Source organism: Kitasatospora sp. NPDC059146 (assembly GCF_042786665.1).
Classification (GTDB): Bacteria; Actinomycetota; Actinomycetes; order Streptomycetales; family Streptomycetaceae; genus Kitasatospora.
In genome coordinates this window covers 1-11,608 of sequence record NZ_JBHZCY010000081.1, presented here as the reverse complement: position 1 = coordinate 11,608, position 11,608 = coordinate 1, and the positions used below count along the sequence as shown (strand labels likewise).

The 11,608-nt window shown below is 71.9% G+C and carries 15 protein-coding genes; 11 read left to right on the top strand and 4 right to left on the bottom strand.

Going from position 1 to position 11,608, the window contains the following annotated elements; translation table 11 throughout:
* Positions 1-5 precede the first annotated feature (5 nt).
* The 7 genes from ybeY (at position 6) to era (ending at position 4,368) form a co-directional block, all read left to right on the top strand.
* A complete protein-coding gene (gene ybeY, locus ACFXPX_RS28760; protein ID WP_030061268.1) occupies positions 6-500 on the top strand; it encodes an rRNA maturation RNase YbeY in 495 nt (164 codons plus the stop codon).
* Positions 501-519: 19 nt separating this feature from the next.
* Positions 520-1,842, top strand: a complete 1,323-nt coding sequence (locus tag ACFXPX_RS28755; protein WP_375892468.1) for a hemolysin family protein — start codon at positions 520-522, stop codon at positions 1,840-1,842.
* 33 nt (positions 1,843-1,875) lie between these two features.
* On the top strand, positions 1,876-2,112 hold the full coding sequence (locus ACFXPX_RS28750; protein WP_380401735.1) for a hypothetical protein: 237 nt from the start codon (positions 1,876-1,878) through the stop codon (positions 2,110-2,112).
* Between the two features lie 51 nt (positions 2,113-2,163).
* Positions 2,164-2,715, top strand: coding sequence for a DUF4383 domain-containing protein (locus ACFXPX_RS28745; RefSeq protein ID WP_380524883.1), 552 nt, complete (start codon positions 2,164-2,166; stop codon positions 2,713-2,715).
* Positions 2,716-2,751: 36 nt separating this feature from the next.
* On the top strand, positions 2,752-3,117 hold the full coding sequence (locus ACFXPX_RS28740; RefSeq protein ID WP_375892472.1) for a cytidine deaminase: 366 nt from the start codon (positions 2,752-2,754) through the stop codon (positions 3,115-3,117).
* Between the two features lie 102 nt (positions 3,118-3,219).
* Complete coding sequence (locus ACFXPX_RS28735) at positions 3,220-3,378, top strand: hypothetical protein (RefSeq protein ID WP_380401729.1); 159 nt, start codon at positions 3,220-3,222, stop codon at positions 3,376-3,378.
* Between the two features lie 60 nt (positions 3,379-3,438).
* Complete coding sequence (era, locus tag ACFXPX_RS28730; protein WP_375892474.1) at positions 3,439-4,368, top strand: GTPase Era; 930 nt, start codon at positions 3,439-3,441, stop codon at positions 4,366-4,368.
* 96 nt (positions 4,369-4,464) lie between these two features.
* On the opposite strand, the gene ACFXPX_RS28725 is transcribed toward era, so the two are convergent.
* Together ACFXPX_RS28725 and ACFXPX_RS28720 are read right to left on the bottom strand one after the other, a co-directional pair.
* Complete coding sequence (locus ACFXPX_RS28725; protein WP_375892475.1) at positions 4,465-4,731, bottom strand: protealysin inhibitor emfourin; 267 nt, start codon at positions 4,729-4,731, stop codon at positions 4,465-4,467.
* Positions 4,732-4,839: 108 nt separating this feature from the next.
* Positions 4,840-5,862: a M4 family metallopeptidase gene (locus tag ACFXPX_RS28720; RefSeq protein ID WP_380643990.1), complete on the bottom strand. Its 1,023-nt coding sequence runs from the start codon at positions 5,860-5,862 to the stop codon at positions 4,840-4,842.
* 333 nt (positions 5,863-6,195) lie between these two features.
* On the opposite strand from ACFXPX_RS28720, the gene leuA reads away from it, so the two are divergent.
* From leuA to ACFXPX_RS28700, 4 genes are all read left to right on the top strand, one after another.
* Positions 6,196-7,992, top strand: a complete 1,797-nt coding sequence (gene leuA / locus ACFXPX_RS28715; protein ID WP_375892479.1) for a 2-isopropylmalate synthase — start codon at positions 6,196-6,198, stop codon at positions 7,990-7,992.
* Positions 7,993-8,362: 370 nt separating this feature from the next.
* The gene (locus ACFXPX_RS28710; protein WP_375892480.1) at positions 8,363-8,914 is read left to right on the top strand and encodes a TerB family tellurite resistance protein; all 552 of its coding nucleotides are present in this window, start codon (positions 8,363-8,365) and stop codon (positions 8,912-8,914) included.
* 163 nt (positions 8,915-9,077) lie between these two features.
* Positions 9,078-9,824, top strand: coding sequence for a DNA repair protein RecO (gene recO, locus ACFXPX_RS28705; protein WP_375892482.1), 747 nt, complete (start codon positions 9,078-9,080; stop codon positions 9,822-9,824).
* 4 nt (positions 9,825-9,828) lie between these two features.
* Positions 9,829-10,668 (top strand): isoprenyl transferase, encoded by an 840-nt coding sequence (locus ACFXPX_RS28700; protein ID WP_375892484.1) that lies wholly within the window; start codon positions 9,829-9,831, stop codon positions 10,666-10,668.
* Positions 10,669-10,769: 101 nt separating this feature from the next.
* On the opposite strand, the gene ACFXPX_RS28695 is transcribed toward ACFXPX_RS28700, so the two are convergent.
* Together ACFXPX_RS28695 and ACFXPX_RS28690 are read right to left on the bottom strand one after the other, a co-directional pair.
* Positions 10,770-11,180, bottom strand: a complete 411-nt coding sequence (locus ACFXPX_RS28695) for a Fur family transcriptional regulator (RefSeq protein ID WP_360228723.1) — start codon at positions 11,178-11,180, stop codon at positions 10,770-10,772.
* A gap of 35 nt (positions 11,181-11,215) precedes the next feature.
* A partial coding sequence (locus tag ACFXPX_RS28690) for a metal ABC transporter permease (RefSeq protein ID WP_380643989.1) occupies positions 11,216-11,608 on the bottom strand: 393 nt, incomplete at its 5' end.

Genomic DNA, 11,608 nt, shown 5'->3' with positions numbered 1-11,608 from the left:
CCGTCATGTCGATCGACATCGCCAACGAGTCCGGTTGGGACGCCGATGAGGAAGCCATCCTCGACGTCGCCCGCTTCGCCCTGGACAAGATGCGGATCCACCCGCAGTCCGAACTGTCCGTGATCCTGGTGGACGGTGCGGCGATGGAGGAGCTGCACATCCAGTGGATGGACCTGCCCGGACCGACCGACGTGATGTCGTTCCCGATGGACGAGCTGCGTCCGGGCAAGGAGGGCGAGGAGCTGCCGCAGGGCCTGCTCGGCGACATCGTGCTCTGCCCCGAGGTCGCCGAGCAGCAGGGCAAGGCGGCCCCCTCCAAGCACTCGATGGACGAGGAGCTCCAGCTGCTCACCGTCCACGGCGTGCTGCACGTCCTCGGCTACGACCACGAGGAGCCGGAGGAGGAGGAAGAGATGTTCGCCCTCCAGAAGCGGATCCTGGACGACTGGCGGGCGGGCCGGGGCCTCGGCGGCATCTCCCCGGCCCCCACCACCCACTGAGCGCGGGGCCCGAACTCCTGTGAGCGGTGAGAGTACGAGCTTCATCCTCGGTGCCGTGGCCCTGGTCGTCCTGGGCTGGTTGGCCGCGTGCGCCGAGGCGGGCATCTCCCGGGTCTCCCGGTTCCGGGCGGAGGAGGCCGTGCGCAACGGCCGGCGCGGCTCCGCGCGGCTACTGGCCGTCGCCTCCGACCCGTTCCGCTACCTCAACCTGGCCACCCTGATCCGGGTGGCCAGCGAGATGGCGGCCGCGGTGCTGGTCACCGCGGTGTGCGTGCGCAACATCCACCCGACCTGGCAGGCCGTGCTGTTGGCCTTCGGCGTGATGGTGCTGGTGTCCTTCGTCGCGGTGGGCGTCTCGCCGCGCACGATCGGGCGCCAGCACCCGATCTCCACCGCGACCGCGGCCTCCTTCGTGCTGCTGCCGCTGGCCGCGGTGCTCGGCCCGATCCCGCGGCTGCTGATCCTGCTGGGCAACGCGCTGACCCCGGGGAAGGGGTACCGGGAGGGGCCGTTCGCCTCCGAGGCGGAGCTGCGGGCGCTGGTCGACCTCGCCGAGAAGGACGACCTGATCGAGGACGAGGAGCGCCGGATGGTGCACTCGGTCTTCGAACTGGGCGACACCATCGTGCGCGAGGTGATGGTGCCGCGCACCGACCTGGTGATGATCGAGCGGCACAAGACCGTCCGGCAGGCGCTCACCCTGGCGCTGCGCTCGGGCTTCTCGCGGATCCCGGTGGTCGGCGACAACGAGGACGACGTGGTCGGCATCGTCTACCTCAAGGACCTGGTGCGCCGCACCCACATCAACCGGGAGGCGGAGGCCGAGGAGGTCGGCGCGGTGATGCGCCCGGCCGTGTTCGTCCCGGACTCCAAGCCGGCCGGCGACCTGCTGCGGGAGATGCAGCAGCGCCGCTCGCACGTCGCGATCGTGATCGACGAGTACGGCGGCACGGCGGGCCTGGTCACCATCGAGGACGTCCTGGAGGAGATCGTCGGCGAGATCACCGACGAGTACGACCGGGAGATCGCGCCGGTCGAGGACCTCGGCGACGGCTCGTACCGGATCACCGCCCGGCTGCTGGTGGAGGACCTGGGCGAGCTGTTCGGGATCGAGCTGGAGGACGAGGACGTCGAGACCGTCGGCGGCCTGCTGGCCAAGCACCTGGGCCGGGTGCCGATCCCCGGGTCGGCCTGCGAGATCCCGCTGCCCGAGCCGGCCGCGGACGGCCTGACCGGCATCCTGCTGACCGCGGAGTCCTCGGCCGGGCGCCGCAACCGGATCGGTTCGATGGTCGCCTCGCCGGTGCGCCGGTCGGAAACGGTGCGGGCCGCGGGCGAGTAGCGGGTGGGCGGTCGCCGCGCGACCATGGAGGGCATGACGCACAAACTTCGCGCGGAGTACGGCCCGCAGGGGGCGGCCGGCGGAGTCAAGTCCTGGCACGTGGTGCGGGACGAGGACCCGTCGACCGCGCTCTGCGGCCGGAGCATGCCCGACGACGCCGAGACGCGGCCCGAGCAGGAATGGGGCACCGGGCTGCGCTGCTGCCAGCAGTGCGGCTCGCTCTACATGCACGAGACGCCCCACATGCAGGGGAGCCATCCCTACAGCTAGCCGTGCCTCCCGGCCGTGCCCCGCGGCGACGGCCGGGCTCTGGAGGTCGCCATGAAGCTGCAAGACGAACTGCCGACCGTCGATCGACGGCTCGCCCTGGTGTGGCGGGTCGGGGCGGGGCTCGGGGGGATCTTCCTGATCGTGTTCGGGATCCTGGGGCTGGCCGACCACCCCGGCTTCCTGGCCACCCACGGTGACCGGATCGCCGGGCTGTCGACCAACGGGGCGCTGAGCATCCTGTCCATCGTGGCGGGTGCGGTCCTGCTGGTCGGAGCGGTGATCGGCGGGAACTTCGCGTCCAACCTCAACATGGTGATCGGCGTGCTGTTCGTCCTGTCCGGCTTCTACGGGCTGACGGTGCTCGGCCGGCCGGACGCGAACATCCTCAACTTCCGGATGTCGAACGTGCTGTTCGCGTTCGTCTTCGGGATCGTCGTGACCACCTTCGGAATGTACGGCCGGGTGAGCAGCCACCTGCCGCACGACAACCCGTTCTGGCGCGAGCGGGCCTCGCACGAGGAGCCGCTGCCGTCCGGCGCCGCGAAGACCTTCGTCAAGGTGCTCAACCCGAACCCCGGCCGCACCCACCCGGTGGGCCACTGAGCCGGGTTGACCGAGGGCGCCGGGAGGGTGCCGCCTATGCTCGGCGGCATGAGTGACATCGTCGAACTCGACCCCGAAGACAAGAAGATCATCACCCTGGCCCGCTCGGCCCGCGCCCGCAACGGCGTGGCCGAGGGGGCCGCGGTGCGTGACGAGACCGGCCGCACCTACGTGGCCGGGACGGTCGCGCTGGAGTCGCTGCGGCTGAGCGCGCTGCGGACGGCGGTGGCGATGGCGGTGGCCAGCGGTGCGAAGTCGCTGGAGGCGGCCGCCGTGGTGAGCGAGGCCGAGCAGCCCGCCGAGGCCGATCTGGCGGCCGTGCGGGACCTGGGCGGGGCCGGTACGCCGGTGCTGCTGGCCGGGCCGGACGGGACGCTGCGGGTGGTGGCCGAGGCCCGCTGAGCGACCCCCGGCGGCCCCCTCGGGGCCGGTGCGGTGAGACCGCGCCCCCTGCATTCAGCAGATAATCTCACCGGAGGGGTGGACTCGGTGAGGGGCTGGGGCATGGGGGCGTTGGCGTTCGTCGCCGGGCTGGTGCTGTTCGTGATGGGCATGGGCAAGTGGCAGGAGACCGGCACGGTCTACTGGCTCTGGGGTTCACTCGCCTTCCTGCTGCTGCTGGTGGTGTTCTCGCTGGTCGGACGGGGCGGCGGCAAGGGCTGAGCGCCCCGGACGGACCGGCCCCGGACGGCGGGGCTCCGGTGATCAGGGAGAATGGGGCGCATGAATGCCCCTTCCTCCTCGTACCGCTCCGGGTTCGCGTGCTTCGTCGGCCGTCCCAACGCGGGCAAGTCGACCCTGACCAACGCCCTGGTGGGGACGAAGGTCGCGATCACCTCCGACCGCCCGCAGACCACCCGCCACACCGTGCGCGGCATCGTGCACCGCCCGGACGCCCAGCTCGTGCTGGTCGACACCCCCGGCCTGCACAAGCCCCGCACCCTGCTCGGCGAGCGCCTCAACGACCTGGTCCGCACCACCTGGGCCGAGGTCGACGTGATCGGCTTCTGCCTGCCCGCCGACCAGAAGCTCGGCCCCGGCGACAAGTTCATCGCCAAGGAGATCGCCGGGATCAAGAAGACCCCCAAGGTCGCCATCGTCACCAAGACCGACCTGGTCGACTCCAAGCGCCTGGCTGAGCAGCTGATCGCCATCCACCAGCTCGGCATCGAGCTGGGCTTCGAGTGGGCCGAGATCATCCCGGTCTCGGCGGTCGGCGACCAGCAGGTCGACCTGGTCGCCGACCTCCTCACCAAGCTGCTGCCCGAGGGCGACCAGCTCTACCCGGAGGGCGACCTCACCGACGAGCCCGAGCAGATCATGGTCGCCGAGCTGATCCGCGAGGCCGCCCTGGAGGGCGTGCGGGACGAACTGCCGCACTCGCTCGCCGTCGTGGTCGAGGAGATGCTGCCGCGCGAGGGCCGCCCGGCGGACCGTCCGCTGCTGGACATCCACGCCAACGTCTACATCGAGCGGCAGAGCCAGAAGGCGATCGTGATCGGCGCCAAGGGCTCCCGGCTCAAGCACGTCGGCACCACCGCCCGCAAGCACATCGAGGCGCTGCTCGGCACGCCGGTCTACCTGGACCTGCACGTCAAGGTGGCCAAGGACTGGCAGCGCGACCCCAAGCAGCTGCGCAAGCTCGGCTTCTGACCGGGGAGTTCGGCGACGGGCGGTGAGCCGCCCCGGGCCCGTCCGGACGCCGTGCGCGTCCGGGCGGGCCCGTGCCGCGCCGGGCCCGGGAGGGGCCTACGCCCCCTCGCGGAGCACCAGCGAGACCAGCTCCCGCTGGGAGTCGGTGAGTTTGGGGTCGGCGCAGTACACCGTCCGCCCGTCGACGGTGATCTCGTAGTGGAAGCCGTCCGGCACCCCGTACGAGGGCGCGCGCAGCCCGCCCGCGACGGCCTCGCGGGCGAGCGCGTGGACGTGCGGGGCGTCCGTGCGGTCGACGGTTTCGAGCTCCGCGTGGCGGAGGATTCCGGCGAGTCCGCCGGTCCGGGTCACCTGGATACGCATGGTGTCCATGGTGCTACGCAGGGGAGGCTTTTGCGGCTCTTTTCCCCGACCGTGACCTTAAGGCGGTCTCAAACCGCTCCGGACCGGTGGTGAACCGGTCGTCCGCGGTCAGCCCGGGCTGACGCCGACCTGGGCCCAGGAGGCCGTCACGGTGTCGGCGACCGGGGGCTTGTCGGGGTAACGGGCCTTGGCGGCGGCCACGGTGGCCCGGGCGAAGGCGGTGAAGTCGGCGGTGGCGGGCAGCCCGCCGCCGGTCAGGGCGTCGTACCAGATCCGCCCGGCCTGCTCCCAGGACGACCCGCCCAGGGCGGTGGCCAACAGGTAGAACGCGTGGTTGGGGATGCCGGAGTTGATGTGCACCCCGCCGTTGTCGTCGGTGGTGTCCACGTAGTCCCGCATGTGGGCGGGTTGCGGGTCCTTGCCCAGCTGGGGGTCGTCGTAGGCGGTGCCGGGCGCCTTCATCGAGCGCAGCGCCACGCCCTGGATGCCGGGGGCGAGCAGTCCGGCGCCGATCAACCAGTCGGCGGAGGCGGCGTCCTGGTGCAGGGCGTACTGCTTGACCAGCGAGCCGAAGACGTCGGAGACCGACTCGTTGAGCGCGCCGGGCTGGTCCTGGTAGTCCAGTCCGGCGGTGAACTGGGTGACGCCGTGGGTGAGTTCGTGGCCGATGACGTCGATGCAGGCGGTGAAGTCGCCGAAGACCTGGCCGTCGCCGTCGCCGAAGACCATCTGCGAGCCGTTCCAGAAGGCGTTGTCGTAGTTGCGGCCGTAGTGGACGCTGGCGTCCATCCGCAGGCCGCGGCCGTCGATCGAGTCGCGGCCGAAGACGTCGGAGTAGAGCGCGAAGGTGGCGCCCAGGCCGTCGTAGGCGTGGTTGACGGAGGCGTCGGCGACCGGGGCGTGGCCCTCGGTGCGGACGGTGCGCCCGGGCAGCCGCTGGCCGTGCCCGGCGTCGTAGACCAGCCGGCTGAGGCCGGGGGCGCCGGTGGTCGGCGGGGGAGCGGCGAGGCGGGCCGCGCGGTGCGCGGCGTCCAGGGCGAGGGAGTGGACGGCGGGCTGGTGACCGGCCTCGGCGAGGCGGTCCAGGACGTACGGCGGGACGATCGCGCAGCGCGGGACTCCTGCAGTCATGTGGCCCAGGGTGAGGCCTGGATGACCGGATGTCACCACCCGTGGCAGGACCGTTCCACGTCTCAAGGGGTGGAACGGAAGCCCGGATCACTTCGGGGGCGCGCGGGCCTGGGTTACGCTGGGCCACATCATGCGCAACGGGCTGCTTCTTCTTAGCTGCCGCGTCGAGGGCCTGTAGTCCACCGGGCCGGCTCCCTCGCCGCGGGGAACGAGCTGTGCGCGGAAACGGCGATGCGACGGCGTATCGCGGGGCGCAGCAGCGGCCGGCCAGTCGGTGTCGATCCCTCCCGACCGCCCGCACCACGCATCCACAGGAAGCCGAGAGTCCCCTCCATGACCGAGCAGACCTCCGCCGCGTCCGTCCCCGCCGCTCGCGCCTTCGTCGACCGGCCGACCCCGATCACCGCCGCCTCCGTGCGCCAGCGGCCCTCGGGCATGCGCCACGGGCGCTACCTGCCGTTCGGCACCGTCGACCTGCCGGACCGCACCTGGCCGCACCAGGTGATCACCAAGGCGCCGCGCTGGCTCTCCACCGACCTGCGGGACGGCAACCAGGCGCTGATCGACCCGATGTCCCCCGCCCGCAAGCGGAAGATGTTCGACCTGCTGGTGGCCATGGGCTACAAGGAGATCGAGGTCGGCTTCCCGTCCTCCGGCGCCACCGACCACGCCTTCGTGCGGTCGCTGATCGAGGAGGGGGCGATCCCGGAGGACGTCACCATCTCGGTGCTGACCCAGGCCCGCGAGGAGCTGATCGAGAAGACCGTCGAGGCGCTGGTCGGCGCCCCGCGGGCGACCGTCCACCTGTACAACGCGACCGCGCCGCTGTTCCGCCGGGTGGTGTTCCGCAACGACGAGGCGGCCACCAAGGCGATCGCGGTGGACGGCACCCGGCTGGTCATGGAGTACGCGGAGAAGCTGCTGGGCGACGACACCGTCTTCGGCTACCAGTACTCGCCGGAGATCTTCGTGGACACCGAGCTGGACTTCGCGCTGGAGGTCTGCGAGGCGGTGATGGACGTCTGGCAGCCCGGCGAGGGCCGCGAGATCATCCTGAACCTGCCGGCCACCGTCGAGCGGGCCACCCCGAACGTCCAGGCCGACCAGTTCGAGTGGATGTCGCGCAACCTGTCGCGCCGCGAGTTCGTCTGCCTGTCGGTGCACCCCCACAACGACCGCGGCACCGCCGTGGCCTCCGCCGAGCTGGCCTACATGGCGGGCGCGGACCGGATCGAGGGCTGCCTGTTCGGGCAGGGCGAGCGGACCGGCAACGTCGACCTGGTGACGCTGGGGATGAACCTGTTCTCGCAGGGCATCGACCCGCAGATCGACTTCTCCGACATCGACGAGGTGCGCCGCACCGCCGAGTACTGCAACCAGATGGAGGTGCACCCGCGCCACCCGTACGCCGGGGACCTGGTGTACACCTCCTTCTCCGGCTCGCACCAGGACGCCATCAAGAAGGGCTTCGACGCCCTGGAGGCGGACGCGAAGGCGGCCGGGGTGCCGGTGGCGGAGCACACCTGGGGAGTGCCGTACCTGCCGATCGACCCGAAGGACGTCGGCCGCACCTACGAGGCGGTCATCCGGGTCAACAGCCAGTCCGGCAAGGGCGGGGTGGCGTACGTCCTCAAGAACGACCACAAGCTGGACCTGCCGCGCCGGATGCAGATCGAGTTCTCCCGGATCATCCAGGCCAAGACCGACGCCGAGGGCGGCGAGGTCAGCCCGGCGGAGATCTGGCGGGTCTTCGAGGACGAGTACCTGCCGACCACCGGCAACCCGTGGGGCCGGCTGTCGCTGGCCGGTTCGCGCACCCTGACCACCGAGGACGGCCGGGACGCGCTGACCGCCGAGGCCGTGGTGGACGGTGCGCCGGTGACCCTGACCGGTACCGGCAACGGCCCGGTCTCGGCCTTCGCGGACGCGCTGGCCCGGATCGGCGTGGACGTACGGGTGCTGGACTACGCCGAGCACGCGCTGAGCGAGGGCGGCGACGCCCAGGCGGCCGCGTACGTGGAGTGCGCGGTGGACGGCAAGGTGCTGTGGGGCGTGGGCATCGACGGCAACACCGTGCTGGCCTCGCTGAAGGCGATGATCAGTGCCGTCAACCGCTCGCAGCGCGGCTGACTCCCGAGGGTGGTACGCGAAGGGCCGTCCCGTGGGACGGCCCTTCGCCGTGTCCGTCGGGCGTCCCGGGCGGGCTGTGGCCTGCGCCACATTTTTTCGGATCGGAAGCCGTTCGAGGTACTGACACGTGCCGGTAACCGTGGCAACATCGATCCACCGGCAAGCCGGGTCGGTGGGACGGCCTCGGTGTCCGGTCGCGTGACCTGTCCATAGTTGTGCAGGCCGCCTGCCATGTCTGGGGAGTGGCGCCGTGACCAGGTTGTGGGGTGTTCGCCCGAGGTGGCGGACCGATGTTCTCGGTGATTTCTTCTGTCCGGGCTGCGGCGGGGACCGCAACTACCGCCGGCAGCACGGCCGGCGGTGGCTGCGGTTGCTGGGGACGCCGGTCGCGCCGCTCGGACCGGTGATCGGCAGCGTGCAGTGCACCAGCTGCCACGGGCGCTACGGCGTCGAGTCCCTGGAGCAGCCCACCAGCGTGCGCCTCGGCGCGATGCTGCGGGACGCCCAGTACACCATCGCCCTGGCCCTGCTCGCGGCCGGCGGCACCGCCCACCGGGCGGCCCGCGAGGCGGCCTGCACGGCGGTGCGCGAGGCCGGGTTCGAGGACTGCGGCGAGGCCCAGGTGCTGGCCGCGCTCGCCGCGCTGTCCGGGCTCGGCGGCGAACTCCACGACGCCCATGGGATGGCCGGCGGCCTGACCGTGGAACTGCACGCGGTGCTCGAACCGCTCGCCCCGCACCTGGCCCAGCAGGGCCGGGAGCGGCTGCTGCTGCTGGGTGCGGCGATCGCCCTGGCGGACGGGCGCTACCTGCCGCAGGAGCGCGAGGCGCTGGCCGCGGTCGGCAGCTGCCTGGACCTGCCGCAGAGCCAGGTGCCGGCGCTGCTGGAGGCGGCGACCCGGGCACCGTACGAGAACCTGTAGGGCCTCGGCCCCGCCCCTCCGGACCTTCCGTATCCCCCACAAACGGGCCCGCCCCCCCTCCGGGCCCGCCGTGACCCGCACCGCAGTGGTCCTCCCCCACGGCCCCCGGTGCGGGCAACACGGCTGTCCACGGCTGTCAGAGCCCTGGGGGACAATGGGGGGCATGAGTCTTTTCCGGGACGACGGCGTCGTGTTGCGGGCGCAGAAGCTCGGCGAGGCCGATCGGATCATCACCCTGCTGACCCGCCACCACGGCAAGGTGCGGGCGGTGGCGCGCGGGGTGCGCAAGACCAAGTCCAAGTTCGGCGCCCGGCTGGAGCCGTTCTCGCACGTGGACGTGCAGTTCTTCAGCCGGGGGAGCGAGCTGGTCGGGCGCGGGCTGCCGCTGTGCACCCAGGTGGAGACCATCGCCCCGTACGGCGGATCGATCGTCACCGACTACGGCCGCTACACCGCCGGCACGGCGATGCTGGAGACGGCCGAGCGCTTCGCCGAGAACGAGGGCGAGCCGGCCGTCCAGCAGTACCTGCTGTTGGTGGGCGGGCTGCGGGTGCTGGCGGCCGGGACGCACGAGTCGCACCTGGTGCTGGACGCCTTCCTGCTGCGCTCGCTCGCGGTGAACGGGTACGGCGCGAGCTTCACGGACTGCGCCAAATGCGGCCTGGACGGGCCGAACCGTTTCTTCTCCCTCCCCGCAGGGGGGGTGCTCTGCGCGGACTGCCGAGTGCCCGGATGTGCCGTACCCTCCCCTGAGACACTGGTACTGCTCGGGGCGCTGCTGTCAGGGGACTGGCGGACGGCCGACGCCTGCGAGCCGCGGTACTGGCGGGAGGGCAGCGGCCTGGTCGCGGCCTATCTGCAGTGGCACCTGGAGCGGGGCATCCGCTCGATGAGATACGTGGAGAAGTGAGCACATGGCAGCGCGACGGCTCTTCGGCGGCGGCAAGCAGCGGGTCTACGAACCCCCGACCCCGCACCCCAGCGGCGCCAAGCCCCCGAAGCTCCCCGGCGAGCTGGTCCCGGACCACGTCGCCATCGTGATGGACGGCAACGGCCGCTGGGCCAAGGAGCGCGGGCTGCCCCGCACCGAGGGCCACAAGATCGGCGAGTCCGTGGTGCTGGACGTGCTCAAGGGCGCGATCGAGCTCGGCGTCAAGAACATCTCGCTGTACGCGTTCTCCACCGAGAACTGGAAGCGCTCGCCCGACGAGGTGAAGTTCCTGATGAACTTCAACCGGGACGTCATCCGCCGCCGCCGTGACGAGATGGACGCGATGGGCGTGCGGATCCGCTGGGCCGGCCGGATGCCCAAGCTGTGGAAGAGCGTCGTCCAGGAGCTCCAGGTCGCCGAGGAGCAGACCAAGGGCAACGACGCCGTGACGCTCTACATGTGCGTCAACTACGGCGGCCGGGCCGAACTCGCCGACGCCGCGCAGGCGATCGCGCTGGACGTGGCGGCCGGCCGGCTGGACCCGAAGAAGGTCAACGAGAAGACCATCGCCAAGTACATGTACCACCCGGACATGCCGGACGTGGACCTCTTCCTGCGCCCCAGCGGCGAGCAGCGCACCTCCAACTTCCTGCTCTGGCAGTCCGCGTACGCCGAGTTCGTGTTCCAGGACGTGCTCTGGCCGGACTTCGACCGCCGCGACCTGTGGCGCGCCTGCGAGCAGTTCGCGATGCGCGACCGCCGCTTCGGCGGGGCGATCCCGAACGAGGTCGCCGCGCCGCTGGAGCTGCCCACCCAGCGCTGACGCCGACCGGCGCGCGCATGCCGAAGGGCCCGCGGGAACGAACCGTTCCCGCGGGCCCTTCGGCCGTCGTCCGCGCGGGCTGCCCCCGTACGGACGGCCGTTCAGCCCTTCTTCGCGCAGTCCGCGCAGGTGCCGAAGATCTCCAGGGTGTGCGCGATGTCGCTGAACCCGTGCTCGGCGGCGACCGAGTTGGCCCAGCGCTCGACCGCGGGGCCCTCGACCTCGACGGTGGCGCCGCAGTGCCGGCAGACCAGGTGGTGGTGGTGCCCGCTGCTGCACCGGCGGTAGACGGCCTCGCCGTCGGCGGTGCGCAGCACGTCCACCTCACCGGCGTCGGCGAGCGACTGGAGGGTGCGGTAGACCGTGGTCAGACCGACGGAGTCCCCGCGGTGCTTGAGCAGGTCGTGGAGCTCCTGGGCGCTGCGGAAGTCCGCGATCTCGTCCAGGGCCGCCGAGACGGCGGCTCGCTGCCGGGTCGAGCGGGCGCGCGGCGACGGGCCTGCGGTGGTCACCGTGGGTCCTCCTGGGGTCGTGGGCGTCACGCACCTCATTGTGCCAGCCCGGCCCGCCGCTCCGGAGTGGTCGTGTCGGAGGAAGTCCTTCCCGGGTCCTGGCCGGGGATCCGGCCGGTGCCGCGGCCGGGGATCGGGTCGGGGAAGGCGTCGGTGATTCCGTCGGGGAAGGCGTCGGGGATTCGGTCCGGGAGCCGGACGTCGCAGACCTGGGGGGCCGGGTCGGCGTCGCCGCGGCGCCGGTGGCGGCGGCGGGCCAGCGGGGCGGCGATCGCGCTGAACACCGCGAACACCGCGATGGCGAGCAGCACGATGGCCGGGCCGGAGGGCACGTCGAGCTGGTAGGAGCCGGTGACGCCGGCCAGCGAGACCACCACGCCGAGCGCGATCGAGGCGGCCTGGGTGGCGGCGAAGGAGCGGGTCAACTG

Bases quoted from the DNA above. Each gene is read 5' to 3' on its own strand.
- ybeY (WP_030061268.1), top strand. From the start codon at position 6: ATGTCGATCGACATCGCCAACGAGTCCGGTTGGGACGCCGATGAGGAA.
- ACFXPX_RS28750 (WP_380401735.1), top strand. From the start codon at position 1,876: ATGACGCACAAACTTCGCGCGGAGTACGGCCCGCAGGGGGCGGCCGGC.
- ACFXPX_RS28745 (WP_380524883.1), top strand. From the start codon at position 2,164: ATGAAGCTGCAAGACGAACTGCCGACCGTCGATCGACGGCTCGCCCTG.
- ACFXPX_RS28740 (WP_375892472.1), top strand. From the start codon at position 2,752: ATGCTCGGCGGCATGAGTGACATCGTCGAACTCGACCCCGAAGACAAG.
- ACFXPX_RS28735 (WP_380401729.1), top strand. From the start codon at position 3,220: ATGGGGGCGTTGGCGTTCGTCGCCGGGCTGGTGCTGTTCGTGATGGGC.
- era (WP_375892474.1), top strand. From the start codon at position 3,439: ATGAATGCCCCTTCCTCCTCGTACCGCTCCGGGTTCGCGTGCTTCGTC.
- ACFXPX_RS28725 (WP_375892475.1), bottom strand. From the start codon at position 4,731: ATGCGTATCCAGGTGACCCGGACCGGCGGACTCGCCGGAATCCTCCGC.
- ACFXPX_RS28720 (WP_380643990.1), bottom strand. From the start codon at position 5,862: ATGACTGCAGGAGTCCCGCGCTGCGCGATCGTCCCGCCGTACGTCCTG.
- leuA (WP_375892479.1), top strand. From the start codon at position 6,196: ATGACCGAGCAGACCTCCGCCGCGTCCGTCCCCGCCGCTCGCGCCTTC.
- recO (WP_375892482.1), top strand. From the start codon at position 9,078: ATGAGTCTTTTCCGGGACGACGGCGTCGTGTTGCGGGCGCAGAAGCTC.
- ACFXPX_RS28700 (WP_375892484.1), top strand. From the start codon at position 9,829: ATGGCAGCGCGACGGCTCTTCGGCGGCGGCAAGCAGCGGGTCTACGAA.